General features: G+C 66.9%; 21 protein-coding genes. 17 read left to right on the plus strand and 4 right to left on the minus strand.

All coding sequences use genetic code 11. The annotated features are described in order from the left end of the window. Positions 1-78: 78 nt before the first annotated feature. From THIX_RS14890 to THIX_RS14930, 10 genes are all read left to right on the plus strand, one after another. Positions 79-585, plus strand: a complete 507-nt coding sequence (locus tag THIX_RS14890) for a glycine zipper 2TM domain-containing protein (protein WP_112486820.1) — start codon at positions 79-81, stop codon at positions 583-585. After that, on the plus strand, positions 582-776 hold the full coding sequence (locus tag THIX_RS14895) for a hypothetical protein (RefSeq protein ID WP_112486821.1): 195 nt from the start codon (positions 582-584) through the stop codon (positions 774-776). Before THIX_RS14890 ends, THIX_RS14895 begins: the two co-directional genes overlap by 4 nt. 61 nt (positions 777-837) lie before the next feature. Beyond that, entirely contained in the window at positions 838-987 is a 150-nt protein-coding gene (locus tag THIX_RS23490) for a hypothetical protein (protein WP_158540912.1), read from the plus strand. Further along, positions 984-1331: a hypothetical protein gene (locus THIX_RS14900; RefSeq protein WP_112486822.1), complete on the plus strand. Its 348-nt coding sequence runs from the start codon at positions 984-986 to the stop codon at positions 1329-1331. Before THIX_RS23490 ends, THIX_RS14900 begins: the two co-directional genes overlap by 4 nt. Before the next feature lie 284 nt (positions 1332-1615). Then, a complete protein-coding gene (locus THIX_RS14905; protein ID WP_112486823.1) occupies positions 1616-1900 on the plus strand; it encodes a hypothetical protein in 285 nt (94 codons plus the stop codon). A gap of 30 nt (positions 1901-1930) precedes the next feature. After that, positions 1931-2386, plus strand: coding sequence for a DUF6573 family protein (locus THIX_RS14910; protein WP_112486824.1), 456 nt, complete (start codon positions 1931-1933; stop codon positions 2384-2386). A gap of 30 nt (positions 2387-2416) precedes the next feature. Further along, the gene (locus tag THIX_RS14915) at positions 2417-2710 is read left to right on the plus strand and encodes a BrnT family toxin (RefSeq protein ID WP_112486825.1); all 294 of its coding nucleotides are present in this window, start codon (positions 2417-2419) and stop codon (positions 2708-2710) included. Beyond that, on the plus strand, positions 2694-3044 hold the full coding sequence (locus tag THIX_RS14920; RefSeq protein WP_112486826.1) for a BrnA antitoxin family protein: 351 nt from the start codon (positions 2694-2696) through the stop codon (positions 3042-3044). Before THIX_RS14915 ends, THIX_RS14920 begins: the two co-directional genes overlap by 17 nt. A gap of 253 nt (positions 3045-3297) precedes the next feature. Next, positions 3298-3714, plus strand: coding sequence for a hypothetical protein (locus THIX_RS14925; protein ID WP_112486827.1), 417 nt, complete (start codon positions 3298-3300; stop codon positions 3712-3714). A gap of 16 nt (positions 3715-3730) precedes the next feature. Next, entirely contained in the window at positions 3731-4093 is a 363-nt protein-coding gene (locus THIX_RS14930) for a hypothetical protein (protein ID WP_112486828.1), read from the plus strand. A 125-nt stretch (positions 4094-4218) separates the two neighbouring features. Here the strand turns inward: THIX_RS14930 and THIX_RS14935 are convergent, their stop codons facing one another. Further along, positions 4219-4812 carry an SIS domain-containing protein gene (locus tag THIX_RS14935; RefSeq protein ID WP_112486829.1) on the minus strand — a complete coding sequence of 198 codons (594 nt, stop codon included), beginning with the start codon at positions 4810-4812 and terminating at the stop codon, positions 4219-4221. Positions 4813-4877: 65 nt separating this feature from the next. On the opposite strand from THIX_RS14935, the gene THIX_RS14940 reads away from it, so the two are divergent. After that, positions 4878-5150 carry an AlpA family transcriptional regulator gene (locus THIX_RS14940; RefSeq protein ID WP_112486830.1) on the plus strand — a complete coding sequence of 91 codons (273 nt, stop codon included), beginning with the start codon at positions 4878-4880 and terminating at the stop codon, positions 5148-5150. Here THIX_RS14940 and THIX_RS14945 read toward each other — a convergent pair. Beyond that, positions 5147-6214, minus strand: a complete 1068-nt coding sequence (locus THIX_RS14945) for a tyrosine-type recombinase/integrase (protein ID WP_112488402.1) — start codon at positions 6212-6214, stop codon at positions 5147-5149. The genes THIX_RS14940 and THIX_RS14945 overlap by 4 nt on opposite strands. A 30-nt stretch (positions 6215-6244) precedes the next feature. Between THIX_RS14945 and THIX_RS14950 the strand changes: the two genes are divergently transcribed. Further along, complete coding sequence (locus THIX_RS14950) at positions 6245-7600, plus strand: TRAP transporter fused permease subunit (protein ID WP_256360009.1); 1356 nt, start codon at positions 6245-6247, stop codon at positions 7598-7600. Here THIX_RS14950 and THIX_RS14955 read toward each other — a convergent pair. Further along, on the minus strand, positions 7597-8238 hold the full coding sequence (locus THIX_RS14955) for a VTT domain-containing protein (RefSeq protein WP_112486831.1): 642 nt from the start codon (positions 8236-8238) through the stop codon (positions 7597-7599). The two genes, THIX_RS14950 and THIX_RS14955, sit on opposite strands and share 4 nt — an antisense overlap. A 123-nt stretch (positions 8239-8361) precedes the next feature. Here THIX_RS14955 and mutL point away from each other — a divergent pair, with 123 nt between their 5' ends. The 3 genes from mutL to THIX_RS14970 all read left to right on the plus strand — a co-directional run bounded on the left by mutL (position 8362) and on the right by THIX_RS14970 (position 12738). After that, a complete protein-coding gene (gene mutL, locus THIX_RS14960) occupies positions 8362-10263 on the plus strand; it encodes a DNA mismatch repair endonuclease MutL (RefSeq protein ID WP_233224577.1) in 1902 nt (633 codons plus the stop codon). Positions 10264-10311: 48 nt separating this feature from the next. Beyond that, positions 10312-11247: a tRNA (adenosine(37)-N6)-dimethylallyltransferase MiaA gene (gene miaA / locus THIX_RS14965; protein WP_112486832.1), complete on the plus strand. Its 936-nt coding sequence runs from the start codon at positions 10312-10314 to the stop codon at positions 11245-11247. A gap of 273 nt (positions 11248-11520) precedes the next feature. Continuing rightward, positions 11521-12738, plus strand: a complete 1218-nt coding sequence (locus THIX_RS14970) for a sensor domain-containing diguanylate cyclase (RefSeq protein WP_158540913.1) — start codon at positions 11521-11523, stop codon at positions 12736-12738. Here THIX_RS14970 and uvrA read toward each other — a convergent pair. Then, positions 12720-18572, minus strand: coding sequence for an excinuclease ABC subunit UvrA (gene uvrA / locus THIX_RS14975; protein ID WP_112486834.1), 5853 nt, complete (start codon positions 18570-18572; stop codon positions 12720-12722). The genes THIX_RS14970 and uvrA overlap by 19 nt on opposite strands. 228 nt (positions 18573-18800) lie before the next feature. Here uvrA and THIX_RS14980 point away from each other — a divergent pair, with 228 nt between their 5' ends. Next, complete coding sequence (locus THIX_RS14980; RefSeq protein ID WP_112486835.1) at positions 18801-19496, plus strand: mobilization protein; 696 nt, start codon at positions 18801-18803, stop codon at positions 19494-19496. A 93-nt stretch (positions 19497-19589) separates the two neighbouring features. Continuing rightward, positions 19590-21437, plus strand: coding sequence for an ABC transporter transmembrane domain-containing protein (locus THIX_RS14985; protein WP_112486836.1), 1848 nt, complete (start codon positions 19590-19592; stop codon positions 21435-21437). Positions 21438-21486 lie beyond the last annotated feature (49 nt).

The following is a 21486-nucleotide window of genomic DNA, read 5'->3' on the forward strand; positions in this document are numbered from 1 at the left end:
CATGCACACGGCCGCTGATTTTCCAAGCCCCCGTACCAAAGCACGGGCCATGAGGCCCGGTCAACTGGAGCATCGCAAATGAACAAACTCATCATCCCGGCCCTCCTGGCCGCGGCGCTGGCCGGGTGCGCAGGTGTCCCGCCTATGTTCGGCGGGGCTCCATCGTCCAGCGCCCTGACCTACACCCCGGGCCAGGCGCAGCAACCCCAACAGGTCATGTTCGGCACGGTCCTCGCCGTGCAACGCGTGACCATTGACGCGCCAGATTCGGCGACCGCTCCTGGCGGCCTGCTCGGGGCGCTGACCGGGGGCTATGTCGGGTCGCGGATCGGCAATGGCAACGGCTCCAAAGTCGCGGCCGTGCTTGGCGCCATTGCGGGTGGGCTTGGTGGAGAGGCAGCCACCAGCGGGGCCTACAAGCAGTCTGGTGTGCAGGTTACGGTAAAGATGGACGGCGGCGGGGACTTCGCCGTTACTCAGGCCGCCGACGTGCCGCTCACAGTCGGCGAGCGCGTGGAGGTCGTCGGCGGCTACGGCCAGATCGCTCGCGTTCTGCCGATGCCAGCCACAGAGCAGCGGCCGTGATTGCCGTTCTGCATCTGGTGTACACAGCGGCCAACGGGCCGCTGGTGCGGCAGACCGAGCGGTACAACACGCTGGCGGACGTGCCCACAGTGTGGGCGCGCCACATCACCTCGCAGCAGCACGCCCAGGTGATTTACACCGAAGGCATGGCGATCATCTACACCCCGCGCACGCATGAGGTTCTTTACTAATTTCCGGCGCTGCGTAACAGGTCAAGGGCGGCACAGCGCGGCCCTGCAAACAGGAAACAGCATGAACACCAAAAATAAACTTTATCGCAACGCCGTGTTGCTCAAGACCAAGCCGAAGTCACGCCCAGTGCCGGAGCTTGCGCCCCGGCGCGACCCGCTGATCTGGGCGATGTTTGGCCCGAACTACAAACCCACAGGAGCGAAATCATGAGCCAACAAATCAATGTCGATGCCTGCCTGCAGGCGCTGTCTGGCTGGAGCCTGGCCGATCTTTGGACGGTCCTGGCACAAGCCGAACTCTGGGAACTCGGCGCGATGCTCGCCGACCACGCCGACGGCGTGCCGACAGCGGCGCACCAGTATCCAGATGCCGAACAAAGGCTCGGTTTCTGGGCCGAAAGCTGCGGCCTGGACCCGAGCACCGGGGAGCGGGCGGCTGTTGAGCCCGACCCGGCGACGGGCGAGACCGAGGCCTTTTTTCTGGCGAAGGACGGTGCACGGATGATCGTGCGCGAACTGCAAACCCCTGTCCGGCGCGAAGACAAGAAAGATTGATGGCATCGGCATGTTTTAAGCAGGCCACTACAGCCACTTCCCAGCCCGCCCCGCGCGGGCTTTTTCATGCGCGCTGCGCACGCATGCCGGGGCTCGTTCCAGCCCCTGCCAATCTGCCATCCGAAGCCGCCCCGACCTGCGGCGCCTTGGCGCTCAGGCATCTGCCACGCCAGCCCTGCGCTCTGTCATGTCCGCTGCACGCGCCATGCCTGCGGCACCGGCTTGCAGGCTCGCCCCATGAGGCGGCTCCGAACAGCAGATTTCAACCAGCAGGAGAAGATGACATGAACGATCCCCTACACCCCACAAGCAACGGCGAGGCTCACCAAGCAGCAGATGTGCAAATCCCGGAAGCCACCCGGCGCAAGCACTACCTGAGCGGCGAGTTCTTCATCACTCCTCAAGCCCTCGAAGCGCACGACATCGACGAGGTTCTGCGCTGGTTCAACCTGCCACATGAGCCCGTGACCGTCGGCGATGTGCGCGACATCGGACACGGCCTGAAAGCGTATTTCGGATACGACGACAGTAAGCCGATGCGCAAGGCTCTCTTTGTCCGCATCTACTGATCCACACGCACACCATCAGGAGCACCAGCTATGACCACTGCAACCCCAACCGGCACCACGGCCGCCGACTTGTTCGGCGAGCCCATCCACATCTACACCCGCGCCCAGGCCATCGAGGACGGCATGCTGATCGACGTCAGCGGCACGGCAAGAGAGGCTGGCATCGTCTGGCCTGTGGCCATCACCAGCGCCGTATGGAGCGACGCCTGCGCCTGGACCGACGCCGACGACAAGCGCAAGGGTGGCGGGGCGTGCTGGCAGAGCGAGAGCGGCAGGCTTTGGGATGCCGTGTGGATGGCATCGCGCGCGATCCGCGCAGGACTGCGGCGCGGGCACGATGGCCGCGACCCGATCTTGTTTCAAGTCCTGCGCATTCCCCGCGAAGGCCGGGGCGTTCGTCCCCGCCTGGCCACGCTCAAGCTGCAGGTCGGCCCTGGCGACGCAGGCGAGCCGGTCATCACGATCATGCTTCCGGGCGAGGATTGAAAGCACGCAAATTTGTACTAACATATTTATATGCTCACCAAATTCGAATGGGACTCCGCCAAGGCGCTGGCCAACCTGCGCAAGCATGGGGTGAGCTTCGAGACGGCCATGCGCGTGTTTGCCGATCCGCTCGCATCGTCCAATCAGGATCGCATCGAAGGCGGTGAGCCAAGGTGGATCACCATCGGCGTGGTGGAGGGCTATGTGTTGCTCGTGGTGGCGCACACCGTGCGCAACGAGGACGATGGCACCGAGATCATCCGCATCATCTCGGCCCGGCGCGCCGACCCGAAGGAAAGGAAAGACTATGAGCAAAATGGTTAAACATGCCGTGGACCTGGCCAAGCTGCCGCCCCTGACCGCCAGGCAGCGCAAGGAACTGGAGGCCCTGGCGGCGAAGCCTGACAGCGGTATCGATGTCAGCGACATCCCGGCGCTGGGGGATGCGTTCTGGAAGAACGCGGTGCGCAACCCGTTCTACAAGCCCACCAAGACGCCGACCACGGTGCGCGTGGACTCGGACGTGCTGCTGTGGCTCAAATCCAAGGGGCGGGGCTACCAGACCAAGATCAACGCCATCCTGCGCGAGGCGATGCTGCGGGAGGTGGCGCCAGCCAAGCCTGCGCCGCGCGGCGAGCGGCACCGCAAGGCGGCTTGAAGAACTAACCCAGCTTTGCCACAGGAGCGGTCTGTCGCTGCGCCGCGTTCCCACAAGGTTTTCCGGAGATCCTTGAAAAAAGACTCGGGCCAAGTGGGCCTTTGGCCCACCCACTTCAGCCCAAAAGAATTGCGGTGTTTTCCAATATATAAATTTCTTTATTGGAATCCACCGCAATTTCCTCACGTGCGTATCACGCCAGGGCATCGACATTCGCGATGCCCTGTCAACCCGAAACCTCAGGAGCATCACCTTGAAAGCAACGACCAAACGACTTCTGGCCCGTGCCGGCATCCAGGCGGATGGCAGTGAGCGAGCCTTGAGCGCCATCATCACTGCGGCGGTCAAGCAGAAATACCAACAATACACTTCCCGCACTCTGATCGAGGCGATCAACCTGGACAATCGTGCCTGGTGCGAAGCTCACCGCTACACGCACAGCCGCACCCAGCCGCTGGAATCGGTGCGGCTCGAACTTCTGAAGCGCGTTGCTCGTGCGCACGTTGGCTCCCGCCAAGTCATGCAGAAGCTCCAGCGCGACATCGCGGACGGCGAGTTTGTGAGGAAGTTTGGCGAGGACATGGCCGAGGCCGTCGACTTCCTGCAAAGCCCCGCCAAGTTCCGTGCCGAGTTCCGCCGGATGCGCGCCGAGATGGTCAAGAGCGTATAAGCAAGGGGCGGAGATCATGGCCAAGAAACTCACGGCCGAACAGAAAGCAGCGCGCCGCATGGAGAAGCACGGCAACGAGTACATCGCGGCCGTTGCCGCAGCCGCGGCGCGTGGGCTTGCCCCGCTTACTGGCACCGTGCCGCAGTGCGTCTGGGCGGAGCCCATCCGCGACCGCGCCATGACCGCAGACCCCACGCTTGTTGACGCCGTACGCGGCCGTGAAGGGTGCGCCACCGCGCAGTTCTGGATCGTGAACAGGTATAAGGTCGGGGAGCCACTGGCTGAAGCTGTGAGGACTGCTGGCAACGAGCCTGAAATGGCGCCGAATGCACGAGCCAAAGAATCAGAGCCAAGCGCCCGGCAGCTCGACATGTTCTGACCACCGTCAGGCCGCTGCCTGCGCGTGTCCACGTGGACCGCAACCGCCCTGGGCTGCACCAGGTCAAGCGCGCGGCCGCGTTCAAGCGCGGCCTGGATGGATTGCTCAGAAGTCGCCATGCGCGATTATCCCAGCTTCGCCACCGCGCCCAAGTACCCAGCATGGTGCCGCAGCGCGTAGTCCTGGCGCGTGAAGCCACTGAGTTGGACGGCCAGCACCGCGAGTACATCGCCAATTACAGACATCACCGTCGTTGATGTCGTGGGCGCCAGGCCCAGCGGGCAGACCTCGGCAGGGTCTCCCGTCCACAGCACCAGGTCAGAACACGCGGCAAGCTCCGAGTCGCTCTTGCCCGTGATCGTGACAATCCGCACATCGGGATGCAACTGCCTGGCCAGATGCACAAGCTCAACGACCTCCCGCGTTTTGCCCGAGTTCGAGATAAGCAGCAGGCAGTCATGGATGCCGAGCACGCCCAGGTCGCCGTGCTGGGCCTCCAGAGGGTGCAGGAAGATCGATGGCACGCCGACCGAGCACAGCGTGGTCGCGATCTTCGCCCCGATGCCGCCCGCTTTGCCGACGCCGGAGACAACCACTTTGCCCCCGGCGCGGGCCGAAGCAAGAAAACACTGGACAGCAGGCTCGAAAGGATTGTCCAGGGGGATGTTTTGGATGACCGCGGCTTCGGCCGCGAGGATGGATTGGATTGCGTTTTGCATGATCGGATTATCAGGGGTCATCACTTTTCCGCCGGTGTGTAGCTGCCCATGGACAGGAGAAACCCATGAGCACCAACAACGAAATCCCACGGCTGGTCAACACCAAAGAAGCGGCAAAAATCCTTGGCGTGTCCAAGGCCACCCTGGACCGCGACCGCGCCACCGGGTGCGCAGGCGGCGTGCCCTGCATAAGAATTGGCGGGAGGGCCCTGTACAGCCCGGAGCAAATCCTCGAGTGGGCCAAGGCCAGGGCCATTGTGCCAACGCCAGCCCTGGCGCTGCAGATCGAGGCAGCGCCACAGCCCAAGCGCCGGGGGCGGCCCAGGAAGTTGGTTTAGCCCAACTTCAGGGCCAAACGCTCTGCATCGATGTGTGTGTACCGCTTGAGCATGGCCAGGCTTTTGTGCCCCGTCATGCTCGCCACTTCCATGATGCCCAGGTTCTTCTCAAACAGGCGGGATGTGGCCTCGTGGCGCAGGTCGTGGAAATGCAAATCATGCATGAAGGCTGGATCTGGCTTGACGGCCTGCGCTGCGCAGTCAGCGTTGTAAATGCGCAGAGCGCGGGCTTTGCAGTTGGTCCAGACGGTCTCCATACTGCACGGCGTTTTCCAAGTAAAGACCTTGCCATCAATGCGCCGGGGGAGACTTTGCAGAGCGGCAACCGCTGCGGGCGACAACGCGACGACGCGGAACGTGTCGCCATTTTTTGTCTTACGGCGCTTGACGCCACGGACGCGACAAATGCTTTTTGCGATGTCAACGTCAGACCAGTTCAAGGACAAGATTTCACTTGCGCGGGCAGCGGTCTCGACAGCAAAAATGATGACTTGCCGCAGCCCCACGGAGTAGCGGTTGCGCTTGGCGTCGGCAGCCCGCAGCAGGTACTCGTACTCGGCACCCACCAGGCGCCGCTCTCGGCTCGGTGGCAACTCTGGTTTGTTGATGGCGCGGACAGGGTTGCCAGCGGGCAGGGCAATCGACAGTTCCTTTTCCGCGTAGGAAAAGACCGCCGACAGCATGCCCAGGTGGTGGATGACAGATTGGCTGCCAAGGCCGGATTTGAGCAGATCGTCGCGCCACGACGCAACATCGATGCCGCGCACGGCGCTGATAAAGTACGCGCCGAACCGAGCCTCAACGGCGCGCAGGTATTGAGGTGCACTGTTTGACCTCAGCCTTGGCAGCACCGCCGTTCTGTAGCTGCGGACAGCATCGGCAATCGTGACCTTCCCGGCATCGTCCCGAAACACGGCGAGATTGCCGCGTTGCGCTTCGCGCTCGATTTCACGAGCCCAGGCCTCGGCAGCGGCCTTCAGATCAAAGGTGCGGCTGATCGACGGCAAACCCTGCCGCCGGACCTGTGCGCACCACCCATTTTTTCGCTTCTCGATATAAGCCATCTCATTGCTCCCGATTCCCACTGGATTCCCATTAATGGGGTACGCAGAAGCGGAAAAGTCAGCAAACATGCGGGTCTCAGCGGGATTGCAATTCCGCTGATGACGCGCTTCGGCTACACCCCGGTGTTCGCCGGCGCCGTGGAAGCCACCGCCAGCATGGGCGGGCAGATCATGCCGCCGGTGATGGGCGCGGTGGCCTTCATCATGGCCGAGACGCTGAACGTGCCCTATGCCGACATCGTCAAGGCTGCGGTGATTCCGGCCTTGCTGTATTACTTCACCGCGTTCTGGATGGTGCATCTGGAGGCCGGGCGCAAAAAGCTCATGGGCCTGTCGGCCGACGAATGCCCCAACCCTTGGACAGCGCTGAAAGAAAACTGGCATCTCGCGCTGCCGCTGGCGGCGCTGGTGTGGATGCTGTTTCACGGTTTCACACCCATGTTCGCCGGCATGATGGGCCTGTCGCTCACCGCCATCTTGTTGCTGGGCGCGGCCATTGCCGCGCGTATTTCGCACACGGCATTCCGCATGGTGTTCTGGTTCGGCTGCGGCCTGGGGGCTGCGGCTTTCCTCGAGTTCGGCATCGTACCGGTGCTGGGCGTGATCACCCTGCTGGTGGCCGTCAATCTGATGGTGAAAGGCGGGCACAGCACCCTGCGCGCCTTGCGCAACAGCCTGATCGACGGCGCCCGCCAAGCCTTGCCGGTGGGCATTGCCTGCGCCATCGTCGGCGTCATCATCGGCGTGCTCACCCTCACGGGCGCGGCCACCAGCTTCGCCGGCTTCATCGTGGATATCGGCTCGCACAGCCTGCTGGCCTCGCTGGTGCTGACCATGCTGGTGTGCCTAGTGCTGGGCATGGGCATTCCCACCATTCCCAACTACATCATCACCAGTTCCATCGCCGCGCCGGCTTTGCTCAAGCTCGGGGTGCCGCTGATCGTCAGCCATATGTTCGTGTTTTATTTCGGCATCATGGCCGACCTGACGCCGCCGGTGGCCCTGGCCGCGTTTGCCGCCGCCTCCATCGCCAAGGCCCCGCCCATGCGCATCGGCTTCAAGGCGACGCAGATCGCGCTGGCTGGTTTCGTCGTGCCCTATATGGCGGTGTACGACCCGCAACTCATGCTGCAGGGCGCCTGGACCTGGGCCGGCGTGCTCTACGTGCTCAGCAAGGCCGTGCTGGCCATCGTGCTGTGGGGCGGCGTGGCGGTGGGCTATCTGCGCGCCACCCTCACCTTGCCGGAGCGGCTGGCGGCGTTTGCCGCGGCAGCGCTGCTGGTGTCGGCCGTTCCGTTGACGGACGAACTCGGCTTCGCCGCCGCAGCGCTCTTGCTGCTGGCGCATGGCTGGCGCACGCGGGGACAGGCAGCCGTCGCGGCTTAGGCGACGCTGGCCCGCCGCGCCTTCCACCAGCCCAAGCCCACCGGCAGCAGCGACAGCACGATGATGCCGAGCGTGAGCAAACCCAGGTTGTGTTTGATCCACGGGATGTTGCCGAACAGATGGCCGGCCGCCATCAACGAACCCACCCACAGCCCGCCGCCGCCGATGTTGTAGACGAGGAATTTGGGGTAGGACATCTCGGCCACGCCGGCGACGAAAGGCGCGAAGGTGCGCAAAAACGGGACGAAGCGCGTGGCGACGATGGTGATGCCGCCATAGCGCTCGTAGAACGCGTGGGCACGGTCGAAAGCCTTGCGGTTGAACCAGCGGCTGTCTTTCCAGGTGAACACGCGGTGGCCGATGGCGCGGCCGATGAAGTAGTTGGAAATATTGCCCAGCACCGCTGCCGCCCACAGCAGGCCGAAGGCCAGCGGGCCGTTGAGCGACCCCGCGGCGGAAAACGCGCCGACGATGAACAACATCGAATCGCCCGGCAAAAACGGCATGACCACCAGCCCGGTTTCGACGAACACGATGGCAAACAGCACACCGTACACCCAGGGCCCATAGGCTTGGATGAACTGGGCGAGTTGCACGTCGAAGTGCAGGATGATGTTGACGATGCTGGAGGGGTCCATGGAATGCGGGCCGAAGGTGGAATGCCTGAAATGCCGGATTGTGCGAGCCCTGACTGAGCCGAGACCGAGCCGTTGGAGATGCCGGTGGCAGCTCGAAAAAAACCGGCTGAGTATACTGATCCGATGATGGTTGCCTCGGTCGAATCCCCCCAGCTGCATGCGGATTCGGCCGCGCGCGACGCGCGTGAATCGGCCCCCATCCGCCCCCTGCCCGACACCCTGATCTCCCAGATTGCCGCTGGCGAAGTGGTCGAGCGGCCGGCCGCCGCGCTGCGCGAACTGCTGGACAACGCGCTGGACGCTGGCAGCAGCCGCATCATCGTGCGGCTGGCACAAGGCGGGCTCGATCTGCTGAGCGTGGAAGACGATGGCTGCGGCATTCCGCCCGATGAACTCGCGCTGGCGCTGGCGCGCCATGCCACCAGCAAAATCGCCACGCTGGACGATCTGGAACGCGCCCAGAGCCTGGGCTTTCGCGGCGAAGCCCTGGCTGCCATGGCGGCCGTGGCCGAGGTGGAGATCGTCAGCCGCCGCGCTGGCCAGCCGGGCGCGAGCATCAGCGCTGCAGCCGGCCGCATCGGCGCCCTGACGCCGGCTGCCGCAGCCCAGGGCACGGTGGTCACGGTCAAGCGCCTGTTCCACGACATTCCCGCGCGGAGACGCTTTCTCAAGTCGCCACCGACCGAAACCGGCTGGTGCGTGGAGGTGTTCAAGCGCGCGGCGATGGCCCATCCCCATGTCGCCTTCAGCCTGTGGCAGGACGGCCGCGCCAGCCTGCAATACGCCGCCGACTTCAGCCCCGCCGGCTTGCAGCGCCTGGCCGATGTGCTGGGCAAGGCCTTCGCCGAACACGCCCTGCCGGTGCAGGCCCGGATTGGCCCGCTGGCGGTGCATGGCCTCGTCTGCCGGCCCACGGCCGCGCGGGCGCGGGCCGAAGTGCAGCAGCTTTTCGTCAACCACCGCTGGGTGCGCGACCGGGTGTTGGCCCATGGCGTGCGCGCCGCCTATGCCGACGTGCTGCACGGCGCGCTGCAGCCGCAATACGCCTTGCTGATCGGGCTGCCACCCGAGCGCGTGGACGTGAACGTGCACCCGGCCAAGAGCGAGGTGCGCTTCCGCGAATCCCAGGCCGTGCACCAGGCGGTGCTGCATGCGGTGCAGCAGGCGCTGGCGCCAGCCCTGTCCGGGCGGGCGGACACGGGCGCTGGCGGGCATACAGCCGACGGCCTGTCTTCGCCTGCGCGCCCCGGTTCGCGGCCGAACCCACCGTTCGCGTTCGGTCCGCCCAGCATGCTGCGCCAAAGCGCCCTGCCCCTGGCCTCCATGCTGCAAGCGTATGCGCCACTGGGGCCGAGCCAGGCCGGGCATGTGGCGGATTCCGCCACCCCCAATCCCTGGCCGAACGAGCGCCTGGATCGCAACGCAGACACTGCGGCGCCAAGCCAGCCTCTCGGCCAGGCCATTGCCCAGTTGCACGGCATCTACATCCTGGCGCAAAACAGCCAGGGGCTGGTGATTGTCGACATGCACGCGGCGCACGAGCGCGTGGTGTACGAACGGCTCAAGGCCGCATGGGATCAGCGCAGCCTGCCCACGCAGCCCTTGCTCATTCCTGCCGGCTTCGCCGCCAGCCCGCAGGAATTGGGCGCGGTGGAAGACCATGCCGAAACCCTCCAGGCCCTGGGCTTCGACCTCGCCGCGAGCGGCCCCGCCAGCCTCGCGGTACGCAGCCTGCCGGGCCTGCTGGGACGGGCCGATCCGGTGCGGCTGGCGCGTGCGGTGCTGGCCGAACTGGCGGAATTCGGCACCAGCCAGACGCTGGAACAACGCCGCAACGCCCTACTCTCCACCATGGCCTGCCACGGCGCGGTGCGCGCCAATCGCCAGCTCACCCTGGGCGAAATGAACGCCCTGTTGCGCGATATGGAGGCCACCGAGCGCTCCGACCAGTGCAACCACGGCCGTCCGACCTGGCGCCAGGTGAGCCTGGACGAGCTCGACGCCTTGTTCCTGCGCGGGCGCTGACCATCATTGACCGGCATTGTCGTCCCTTCACGCGCCTTGTCACCAGCCATGCCGCACAAGCCCGAGCGCGCCCCGGTCTGGGCCATCACCGGCCCCACCGCGTCGGGCAAGACCGCCGTCGCCCTGGCCTTGGCGGCGTTGCGGCCGATCGAGATCATCAGCATGGATTCGGCGCTGGTGTATCGCGGCATGGACATCGGCACCGCCAAGCCCACGGCGGCCGAACGGGCGCAAGTGCCGCATCACCTGCTGGACATCCGCGAGCCGAGCGAAAGCTACAGCGCCGCAGCCTTTGCTGCCGACGCTGCGGCCCTGATCGACGCCATCCGCCAACGTGGACGCGAGCCGGTGCTGGTCGGCGGCACCTTGCTTTACCTGCTTGCCTTGCAACAGGGCCTCAACACGTTGCCCCAGGCCGACGCCAGCGTGCGCGCCGGCATCGGGCGCGACGCGCACGAGCGCGGCTGGCCCGCCATGCATGCCGAACTGGCACGGGTGGACCCTGCCACCGCCGCCCGCCTCGAGCCCGGCGACGCCCAGCGCATTCAGCGCGCGCTGGAGGTCTGGCAGCTCAGTGGCAAGCCCTTGTCGGCCCATTTCGCCGAGCCGCCCAGCGCGCCGGACGTGCCGCTGCGGGTGCTGGCGCTGGAGCCGTCCAACCGCGCGGAGTTGCATGCCCGCATCGCCCGGCGCTTCGACGCCATGCTCGCCGCTGGTTTTCTCGACGAGGTGCGCAGCCTGCGCGCCCGCGGCGACCTGCATGCCACGCTGCCGTCCATGCGCGCCGTCGGCTACCGCCAGGCCTGGGCGCATCTGGACGGCGAGATCGACGCCGCCACCTTCGCCGCGCAAGCCATCGCCGCCACCCGGCAGCTGGCCAAGCGCCAACTCACCTGGCTGCGCAGCATGCCCCACCGGCTGGTGGTGGACTGTTGCGCCGCGGACGCCACCGAACAGGCCCTGCAGCCCTTGCTTCGATCCTGAAGCACAAGCCGGGCCCGGCACCCATCGCAGCCTGCGCGTCCATGGCATGGTCGCAGACAAATCCACAATTCGTGGAATTTGTCACGAGATCATCGATTCAGTGACATGCCCGGGCTCTCAACCTCGCGTCCCGACTTCCAGAATAGGGGTGCAGGCATCGGAGATCACTCATCTCCCGACCCTCTGGGAGCGAGAAGCATGACAGACCCTCGGGAATCTTCGAACCATGGCAGGCAACCCTGCAGTGCTGCAAACCGCGCGCGCGCAGGCTTCATGGCCAAAAACGGCTCGACCTCGCTGGCCTGTTTCAGTGCCGGGACCCATGCCTGCATGGACGCCAACGCGGCCTTCGCCAGCTTGTTCGGCATGCAGGAAGATGCCCTGGTGGGGCGGCATTTGTCGCGGATTTTCGCGCCGGAATGCGTGGCCCAGATCGAGCCGTTCATGCACGACGCGCTGGAAGATCGACAGGAACAATTGTTCGAACTGAGCCTTCGTGACGCTGTTGGCAGCGTACGCGACTTCGACGTCAGCCTGTTGCCCTACACGCCCGGCGGCGCCGTGCTGGAGTTGTGCATGGTGATGCATGAGGTCACGCGCTTTCGCGCCATGGCACGCATGGCGCACGAGGCCGCGGCGCGCCTGCACCGCTTCATGGACGCCAGCACGGAGGGCATCGTGTTCCAGCGCGACGGTGTGATCGTCGACATGAATCCGGCCCTGGCGCGGCTGATGGGCTATGTCGGTCAAGACATCATCGGCCTGCGCGCCATTGACTTCGTCAGCCCCGATTACCGTGACATCGTGATCGGCAAATTCCACAGCAAGGTCGAGAACAGCCCCTACGAAGTCACGCTGCTGCACCGGGAGGGCTACGACATCCCGGTGGAACTCGTCAGCAGCAATGTCGAATTCGACGGCGAGATGCTGCGCATGACCCTGGTGCGCGACATCCGCGCCCGCCGCGCCGCCGAGCGCCGCATGCGCGAACTGGCCGAACGCGACGGACTCACCGGCCTGTACAACCGGCGCATGTTCCTGGAGCAGTTGCCCGCACGCATCGCCGGGCTGAGCGAGCGCGAGCAGACCGCCGCGCTGCTGTTCATCGACCTCGACCGTTTCAAGCAGGTGAACGACCGCCACGGCCATGCCCAGGGCGACCGCCTGCTGCAGACCGTGGGGCGGGAGCTGCTGGCGTTTCTCACGCCGGGCGACATCGCCGGGCGCATGGGTGGGGATGAGTTCGCGGTCCTGCTCACCGGCGTCCAGCCCGAGGCCGCCGGGCACCGCGCCCAGGCTCTGCTGGCGCGGCTGCAAGCAGCGTTCGACACCACCGGGTTGACCGAAATGGCCTACGCCTCCATCGGCGTGGCCCTGTTCCCCAACCACGGCCAAACCGCCGACACCTTGCGGCGCCAGGCCGACCAGGCCATGTACCTGGCGAAGGCCCAGGGCGGCAACGCGGTGCGGCTCTACGCCCCGGCGGGCTGAGCCTGCGGCGGGTTGTGCGCGGCATGCTCAGGGTGTGCGCGTTCGCGCACGAAGGTACCCAGCGCCTGCGCGGTGTGGCCCTTGGCCGCGTTGGCACCACCATCGGCATAGTCGCGCGGCGGTCCGGCATGCACCAGTGCGCCACCACCGGCGCCGCCTTCGGGGCCGAGGTCGATGATCCAGTCGCTCGATGCCATCACGTCCAGGTTGTGCTCCACCACCACCACGGTATGGCCGGCGTCGGCCAGGCGCAGCAGCACGCGGATGAGCTTGTCGACATCGGCCATGTGCAGGCCCACCGTGGGTTCATCCAGCACATACAGCGTGGGGCGCAAGGCGGCGGTGGCGAGTTCGGTCACGAGCTTCAGGCGCTGCGCCTCGCCGCCCGAGAGTTGCGGACTGGGCTGGCCCAGGCGCAGATAACCGAGGCCGACATCGTGCAGCAGCTGCAAGGCGCGGGTGATGCGCGGGTGCGCGGCGAAAAACTCCAGCGCCGCAGCCACGCTCAGCTGCAGCACCTCGCCGGCCGATTTGCCGCGCAGCTTCACGCTCAGGGTCTCGGCGTTGAAGCGCAGGCCGTTGCAGTCCTCGCAAGGCTGAATGACATCCGGCAGGAAGTTCATTTCCACGCGAATGGCTCCCTGGCCCTCGCAGGTCGGGCAGCGTCCGGGGCCGGTGTTGAAGGAAAAGCGCCCGGCGTTGAAGCCGCGCATGCGCGCCTCCAGGGTGTCGGCAAACAGCTTGCGGATGTCGTCCCAGATGCCCACATAGGTGGCGGGGCAGGAGCGCGGGGTTTTGCCGATGGGCGTTTGGTCCACCTCCAGCACGCGCTCGATGGTGTTCATCCAGAGCAGCGCCTTGCAACCCACCGGAACGCCCTCACCGGCCAGCAGCGATTGGGCGCTGGCGTACAACACGCCGCGCGCCAGGCTCGATTTGCCCGAACCCGAAACCCCGGTGACGACGCTGAGCCGCGCCAGAGGAAAACGGACGTCGATGTCGCGCAGGTTGTGCAGCTGCGCGCCGCGCACTTCCAGCGCCGGGGTGTCGGCGTGGGTCGCGGGACGCGGCACCAGCGGGTGGCGCAGCGGCTCGCGCAGGTAGCGCGCGGTGAGCGAATCCGGATGGCGCATCAGCTCGGAAAGCGTGCCTTGCGCCACCACCCGCCCGCCCAGGCTGCCGGCGCCTGGGCCGATGTCAAGAATGGTGTCGGCGCGGCGGATGGCGTCTTCGTCGTGCTCCACCACCACCAGGGTGTTGCCGCGCGCACGCAGTTCGTCCAGCGCGTCGAGCAGGCGGCGGTTATCGCGCGGATGCAGGCCGATGGTGGGCTCGTCGAGCACATAGGCCACACCACGCAGATTGCTGCCGAGCTGCGCCGCCAGGCGAATGCGCTGCGCCTCGCCGCCCGAGAGCGTTGGCGCGGCGCGGTCCAACCCGAGATAGCCGAGGCCGACACGCTGCAGGAATTGCAGCCGGGTGCGAATCTCGCTCAGCATGTCGCGGCCCACGGCCTGCTCGCGCGCATCGAGCTGCAGCGCATCGAACCAGCAGTGCGCGGCATCCACCGCCAGTGCCGAGATCTGGGCGATGGACTGATCGCGAAAGCGCACCGCCAGCGACACCGGGTTGAGCCGCGCCCCCAGGCATTGCGGGCAGGGCTGGGCGTCGCCGTCGTCACGCCAGGTGCGCTCTTCGCCGGTCTGTTCAGCGTCGAAACGTGGCAACCGCACGCCAGTGCCGAAACAGCCTGGGCACCAGCCCGCGGACGAGTTGTAGGAGAACTGGCGCGGGTCCAGTTCGGGAAAGCTGCGCGCGCATGAGGGGCAGGCGCGGCGGGTGCTGAACTGGCGCAGGTCCAGCCCGGCATGGGCGCCAATCACGTCGCCCGCCGCCATCGCGGCACGCAGCTTGTCCAGCGGCCACACCACCTGCACCACGCCCTTGCCGAGCTGCACCGCCTCGCGCACCAGGGCGCGCAGGGCTGCCTCGTGTTCGGGCAGCAGGGTCAGTTCGCCCAGCGGCAGGGCGATGTCGTGTTCGCGAAAGCGGTCGGGCCGAGGCCAGGGGTCGGTCGGCAGGAAGGCGCCGTCCACCCACAAATGGCTATGGCCGCGCTTGGCCGCCCATTGCGCGAGCTCCGTGTACACGCCCTTGCGCTGCACCACCAGCGGCGCCATCACGCCCACGGTCTGGCCGCGCAGCTCGCGCAGCAGTTGCGCGACGATGGCCTCCTCGCTTTGCGGCGCGATGGGCACCTGGCAGTCGGGGCAATATTGCGTGCCGAGCTTGGTGTAGATCAGGCGCAGGAAGGGGTGGGTTTCGGTCAACGTGCCCACCGTGCTCTTGCGCCCGCCGCGACTGGTGCGCTGGGCGATGGCGACGGTGGGCGGAATGCCGAAGATGGCATCCACATCCGGCCGTGGCGGCGGCTGCACGAACTGCCGCGCATAGGCGTTGATCGACTCCAGATAGCGGCGCTGGCCCTCGCTGAACAGCACGTCGAAGGCCAGGGAACTCTTGCCCGAGCCGGACACTCCGGTGATCACCGTCATGCTGCCGCGCGGCAGATCCACATCGATGTTTTGCAGGTTGTGCTCGCGCGCATGGCGGATGGCGATGTAGCCCTCGCGCCCGCGCCGCACCGCCTGGGCGAGATAGGCGCCGGGCTCCTCGGCGGCTTGCAAGATTTCGGCGTCGTTGCTGGCGTAGGGCTGTGCCAGCGCGTACAGCTCCCCCTCCCCACTGGTGGGGCGGGCCGGGGTGGGGAGGAGGCCGTGCCGCACACCCGCACCCACCTGCCCGCGATACGCCGCCAGCGCCCGCCCGGTGTGCGATGCCGCACAGCCCTCGACCACCGCCGGCAGGCCGGCGACGACGATCTGCCCGCCGGCATCGCCACCTTCGGGGCCGAGGTCGATGACCCAGTCGCTGGCGGCGATCACGTCCAGGTTGTGCTCGATCAGCACCACGGTGTGGCCGGTGTCCACCAGTTCGTGCAGGGCGCGCAGCAGCTTGGCGATGTCGTCGAAATGCAGCCCGGTGGTGGGCTCGTCGAGCAGGAACAGGCTGCCCTTGCGCGCGCCGCGCCCGGCCGTCTTGCGCGCCTCGGCCAGAAATGCGGCGAGCTTGAGGCGTTGCGCCTCGCCGCCCGAGAGCGTGGGCGTGGGCTGGCCCAGGCGCAGGTAATCCAGGCCCACCGACTGCAGCGCCTTCAGGCCCGGCATCAGGTCGCGCTCCTTGGCGAAGGCGGCCAGGGCCTCGGCCACGGTGAGTTCCAGCACGTCGGCCACGCTCAGGCTGCGGCCGTCGGGCAGATCGAGCTTGACCTCCAGCACTTCGGCGCGAAAGCGGCGGCCGTCGCAGTCGGCGCAGCGCAAGTACACGTCGGAGAGGAACTGCATTTCCACATGCTCGAAGCCCGAGCCGCCACACGTGGGGCAACGGCCGTCGCCGCTGTTGAAGCTGAAGGTGCCGGCGCTGTAGCCGCGCCGCTGCGCCTCGGGCAACGAGGCGAAGCGTTTGCGCAGCGCGTCGAACGCGCCGACGAAACTCACCGGGTTGGAACGCGCCGTCTTGCCCATGGAGGACTGATCGACCAGCACCACGTCGGCCACCTGCTCGGCGCCCAGCAGGCGGTCGTGCGCGCCGGGTTCGGGCGCGGTCTTGCCCAGTGCGCGGGCCAAGGCGGGAAAGAGCACGTCGCCCATCAGGGTGGACTTGCCGCAACCCGACACCCCGGTGACGCTGACCAGCGCCCGCAGCGGAAATTCGGCGGTGATGCCGCGCAGGTTGTGCTCACGCGCGCCTTCCAGAATGAGGCGCGGCGCGATGAGCCGGCCGGCGGCGTCCACCGCGATGCGGCGCGGCGCGCGGTCGGGCTGCACCCGTTGCTCGCCGCGCAGATAGGCGCCCGTCAGCGTGGCGGCGGCGCGCAAGCCGGCGAGATCGCCCTGATACACGACTTGGCCGCCATGCTCGCCAGCACCGGGGCCGAGCTCCAGCAGATGGTCGGCGGCGAGCATCACCTGCGGGTCGTGTTCGACCACCAGCAGGGAATTGCCGGCCAGCTTCAAGTCCTGCATCACGGCGTTGAGCCGGTGCAGGTCGCGCGGGTGCAGGCCGATGGAGGGCTCGTCGAGCACGAACAGGGTTTGCGTCAGCGAGGTGCCCAGCGCGGTGGTGAGGTTGATGCGCTGCACTTCGCCGCCCGAGAGCGTGCGCGACTGCCGGTCGAGCGTGAGATAGCCCAGGCCCACGTCCAGCAGGTAACGCAGCCGGGCGCGAATTTCGTCGAGCAGCAGTCGCGTCGCGGCATCGGCGCCGGGGTCGTGCTCCATCGCGACGAAAAAGGCATGGGCGCGCTCCACCGGCAACTGCATCACGTCGTGCAGGCACAGGCCGGGGAGCTGCGCCGCAACCGTGTCGGTCCAGTTCACGCCCTGTGGCCGAAAACGTGGCCGGCCAGCCAGGGCCGCGTCGGCTTCCCCCCGGCTGCCCACGCGCCAGAGCAGGCCGTCGAGCTTGAGCCGCGCGCCGCCGCAGGCGGGGCATGGGCTGCTGCTGCGGTATTTGGACAGCAGCACGCGCACGTGCATCTTGTAGGTGCGGGTTTCCAGCCACTCGAAAAACCGCCGCACGCCGAAATACTGCTTGGTCCAGCTGCCTTTCCAGTCGGGGTCGCCTTCCAGCACCCAATGGCGCTCGTCGGCGGTGAGTTCGGCCCAGGGCGCGTCCAGCCGCACGCCGGCGGCCGGGGCGTGGCGCTCCAGGTCTTTTTGCGCATCCTTGAAGCTGGCGGTCTGCCAGGGCTTGACGGCACCCTGCTTCAGGCTCTTGCGCCCGTCCGGAATCACCAATCCCCAGTCCAGCCCGAGGGTGCGGCCGAAACCGCGACAGGTCTCGCAAGCGCCGACCGGCGAGTTGAAGCTGAACAGGCCAGGACTGGCGTCGCGGTAGGCGATGTCGCAATGCGCGCAATGCAGGTCGGAGGAGTAACGCCAAAGCTGCTGCGTGTCCCCGGAAGTCCGCTCGCGGACTTCGCCCCCCGAGGGGGTCAAGGAAACTTGGGAGCGGCCCGGCGTTTCCTTGGGGGCGTCGGCGACGGCCGGGTCAATCTCGGCCGCCGGCCACACCGCCATGCGCCCTTGTCCTAGGCGCAGCGCGGCCTCCACGGCCTCCATCAGCCGCGCCGTTTCGACGTTGGCAGCGCGGAAGCGGTCCTGCACCACATGCAGCACGTCGCCATCGCGCTGATGCACACGGGTGTAGCCCTGCGCCGCGAGCCCCTGCAGCACGGTGTCTTCCGGCAAGCCAGCGGGAATGGGGACGGGGAAGGTGAGCACCAGGCGCGGATCACCGGCTTGGGCGGCGCGCTCCAGCAGATCGGCGGCGATGCCGGCCGGGGTTTCGCGCCGCACCTCAGCGCCGCACCGGCGGCAATGCAGCCGGCTGGAGCGCGCGAACAGCAGCTTGAGGTGGTCAGCCAGCTCGGTCATGGTCCCCACGGTGGAGCGCGAGGTGCGCACCGGGTTGGTCTGGTCGATGGCGATGGCAGGCAGGATGCCGTCGATGCGATCCACCTGCGGCCGGTCCATGCGGTCGAGGAACTGGCGGGCGTAGGGCGAGAAGGTTTCGACATAGCGCCGCTGGCCTTCGGCATACACCGTGTCGAACACCAGCGAACTCTTGCCCGAGCCCGAGACCCCGGTGACGACGACGATCTGCCCCAGCGGAATGCGCAGATCGAGGTTTTTCAGGTTGTTCTGCCGCGCACCCTCGATGTGGAGGGCGGCCAGGGGTGGAGTCGGCTGGATGGGATCGCGTGCGGTCATCACGCCACTATACGCAGCCGCCGCCAGCGTGCGCAGGCCGGGGGAAATGGCGCTTGCCGACGGGTTTCGCCAAGGCCAAAATCGCGCTCTGCGTGCTAGGCTAGTCTCGCATCATGCACTGCAACAAGGTGTCAAATTGGCTGCTGCAGCGCTGAATTGCGCAAACTGCCGCGTTCAACCACGGCAAGGTTCGTACCGTTCCCACACCCATCGAGACGAGAGGCCGACATGAGCAAGCTGCATTTCATCGGCGGCGAAAAAGGTGGCGTCGGCAAATCGCTGGTGTCGCGCCTGCTCGCCCAGTACATGATTGACCACCATCTGCCCTTCATCGGTTTCGACACCGACAAGTCCCACGGCGCGTTGCTGCGTTTTTATGCCGATTACGCCTCGCCGGTCATCATCGACCGCTACGAGAGCCTGGACCGCATCGTCGATGCCGCGATGGAGCAGCCGGACCGGCGCATCCTGGTGGACCTCGCCGCGCAGACCCACCAGTTCCTGGTGCGCTGGATCGAGGATTCCGGCCTGCTGGATCTGCGCGAAGATCTGGGCATGTCCATCGTCTATTGGCATGTGATGGACTCGGGGCGCGATTCGGTGGACCTGCTGCGCGCCCTGCTCGGCCAGTTCGGCGGGCGCATGCAACTGGTGCTGGTGCTCAATGAAGTGCGCGGCGACCGCTTCGACATTCTCGATGCCTCGGGCCTGAAAACGCGTGCCGAAGACCTCGGCGTCCGCGTCATCGGCCTGCGCCACCTGCAGGACACGACCATTCAGAAGATCGACGCCCACAACACCAGCTTCTGGGCCGCCGTGAACCTGCCCGACCCTTCGGGCAACGGTCTCGGGCTGATGGAGCGCCAGCGGGTCAAAATCTGGATGAGCCGCACCTACAAGGCGTTCGGCCAGGTGCAGGTTTGAGGACCAAGGCTGCTCGTCGGCGCAAGGCCGCGCCTTGCACCAAGCACCATGCCGTCAGCCTGCTGCGCAGCGCCTCTCGGACCAGGATGATGCATGGCTGACACTCCCACGAGCATCCTGGCGGACATGCCGGCGCAAGCTGGCCAACGCAGCATGGGCCCGCTGCGGCAGTTGCTCCCTTTCCTGCGGCCTTATCGCGGCCGCATCGCCCTGGCCCTGGTGTTTCTGCTGCTGGCCGCCGGCAGCACCCTGAGCTTTCCACTGGCCTTGCGCTGGCTGATCGACGGCGGCCTGCTGCACCCCTCGACCAACGCCAGCCGCGGCGGCCTCGGCATCCATTTCGTCGCGCTGTTCGGCCTGGCGGTGCTGCTCGGCATGTTCTCGGCGGCGCGCTACTACATGGTGAGCTGGCTGGGCGAGCGCGTCACGGCGGATTTGCGCAGCCGGGTCTACGGCCATGTGCTGACGCAATCGCCGCAGTTCTTCGAGCACACGCAAACCGGCGAGGTGCTGTCGCGCCTGACCACCGACACCACGCTGGTGCAGACCGTGGTCGGCTCCAGCCTGTCGATGGGTCTGCGCAACAGCGTGGTGTTCCTCGGCGGCATGACCATGCTGATCGCCACCAGCCCGCGCTTGATGCTGAGCGTGGTGGCCGTCATCTTGCTGGTGGTGTTCCCCGCCGTCACCATCGGCCGCCGCGTGCGCCGCCTGTCGCGCGCCAGCCAGGACCGCATCGCCGATTCCAGCGCCATCGCCGCCGAGGTGCTCAACGCCATTCCCACCGTGCAGAGCTATGGGCGCGAACCGGACGAATCGCGCCGCTTCAGCCAGGCCGCGGAAGACGCCTTCAGCACCGCGGTGCGGCGCAGCCGCATGCGCGCGCTGCTCACCGCCTTTGTCATCGTCGCCCTGTTCGGCGCACTCATCTACGGCTTGTACCTGGGCACGGTGGCCGTGGTCGAAGGCCGCATGAGCGCCGGCACCCTGGGGCAGACGGTGCTCTACATCGGCCTGGTGGCGGGCTCCGCCGCCTCGCTGTCGGAGGTGTTCGGCGACTTGCTGCGCGCCGCCGGCGCCACCGAGCGGCTGATGGAACTGCTGGCCGAGCGCTCGCCAGTGGCCAATCCGCCCCAGCCGCAGGCGCTGCCGGCGCCGCAGGGTGGCTCCACCGTGCAGTTCGCCCATGTGCGCTTCACCTACCCTTCGCGCCCGGAACAGCCGGCGCTGGACGATTTTTCGCTGCTGGTGGAGCCGGGTGAGACCGTGGCCCTGGTCGGCCCCAGCGGCGCCGGCAAGACCACGGTGCTGCAACTGCTGCTGCGCTTTTACGACGTGCAGCATGGCGCGGTGAGCGTGGACGGCGTGCGCGTGGACCATGCCGAACTTGCAGCGCTGCGTGAGCGCATCGGCCTGGTGCCGCAGGACGCGGTGATTTTTTCCGCCAGCGCGCTCGACAACATCCGTTACGGCCGGCCCGAGGCCAGCGAGCACGAGGTGATGGAAGCCGCGCGCGCGGCGCAGGCCGACGGCTTCATCCGCGAATTGCCGCAGGGCTACAACACCTATCTGGGCGAGCGCGGCGTGCGGCTTTCGGGCGGCCAGCGCCAGCGCTTGAGCATCGCCCGCGCCATCCTGAAAAACGCCCCGCTGCTGCTGTTGGACGAGGCCACCAGCGCCCTCGACGCGCAAAGCGAACGCGCCGTGCAGGCTGCGCTGGAACGGGCCATGCAGGGCCGCACCACCATCGTCATCGCCCACCGCCTGGCCACGGTGCAGCGGGCCGACCGCATCGTGGTGCTCGAGCGCGGCCGCATCGTCGACATCGGCAACCATGCCGAACTGATGGCGCGTGGCGGCCTGTACGCCCACCTGGCGTCGCTGCAGTTCATGCACGGGCCGGGAAACTTGTCGACCAGCGAGCAACGCAGTTACATTTGACGCCATAACAAGGCCGTCACCGATTCCGGGCGCCACGCCGTCCCAACGG

This window comes from Thiomonas sp. X19 (genome assembly GCF_900089495.1).
Lineage (GTDB): Bacteria > Pseudomonadota > Gammaproteobacteria > Burkholderiales > Burkholderiaceae_C > Thiomonas_A.

Coding starts and splice junctions, on each gene's coding strand:
- THIX_RS14890 (WP_112486820.1), top strand. CDS start 79: ATGAACAAACTCATCATCCCGGCCCTCCTGGCCGCGGCGCTGGCCGGG.
- THIX_RS23490 (WP_158540912.1), top strand. CDS start 838: ATGAACACCAAAAATAAACTTTATCGCAACGCCGTGTTGCTCAAGACC.
- THIX_RS14900 (WP_112486822.1), top strand. CDS start 984: ATGAGCCAACAAATCAATGTCGATGCCTGCCTGCAGGCGCTGTCTGGC.
- THIX_RS14905 (WP_112486823.1), top strand. CDS start 1,616: ATGAACGATCCCCTACACCCCACAAGCAACGGCGAGGCTCACCAAGCA.
- THIX_RS14910 (WP_112486824.1), top strand. CDS start 1,931: ATGACCACTGCAACCCCAACCGGCACCACGGCCGCCGACTTGTTCGGC.
- THIX_RS14915 (WP_112486825.1), top strand. CDS start 2,417: ATGCTCACCAAATTCGAATGGGACTCCGCCAAGGCGCTGGCCAACCTG.
- THIX_RS14920 (WP_112486826.1), top strand. CDS start 2,694: ATGAGCAAAATGGTTAAACATGCCGTGGACCTGGCCAAGCTGCCGCCC.
- THIX_RS14930 (WP_112486828.1), top strand. CDS start 3,731: ATGGCCAAGAAACTCACGGCCGAACAGAAAGCAGCGCGCCGCATGGAG.
- THIX_RS14935 (WP_112486829.1), bottom strand. CDS start 4,812: ATGCAAAACGCAATCCAATCCATCCTCGCGGCCGAAGCCGCGGTCATC.
- THIX_RS14940 (WP_112486830.1), top strand. CDS start 4,878: ATGAGCACCAACAACGAAATCCCACGGCTGGTCAACACCAAAGAAGCG.
- THIX_RS14945 (WP_112488402.1), bottom strand. CDS start 6,214: ATGGCTTATATCGAGAAGCGAAAAAATGGGTGGTGCGCACAGGTCCGG.
- THIX_RS14955 (WP_112486831.1), bottom strand. CDS start 8,238: ATGGACCCCTCCAGCATCGTCAACATCATCCTGCACTTCGACGTGCAA.
- mutL (WP_233224577.1), top strand. CDS start 8,362: ATGATGGTTGCCTCGGTCGAATCCCCCCAGCTGCATGCGGATTCGGCC.
- miaA (WP_112486832.1), top strand. CDS start 10,312: ATGCCGCACAAGCCCGAGCGCGCCCCGGTCTGGGCCATCACCGGCCCC.
- THIX_RS14970 (WP_158540913.1), top strand. CDS start 11,521: ATGGCCAAAAACGGCTCGACCTCGCTGGCCTGTTTCAGTGCCGGGACC.
- uvrA (WP_112486834.1), bottom strand. CDS start 18,572: ATGACCGCACGCGATCCCATCCAGCCGACTCCACCCCTGGCCGCCCTC.
- THIX_RS14980 (WP_112486835.1), top strand. CDS start 18,801: ATGAGCAAGCTGCATTTCATCGGCGGCGAAAAAGGTGGCGTCGGCAAA.
- THIX_RS14985 (WP_112486836.1), top strand. CDS start 19,590: ATGGCTGACACTCCCACGAGCATCCTGGCGGACATGCCGGCGCAAGCT.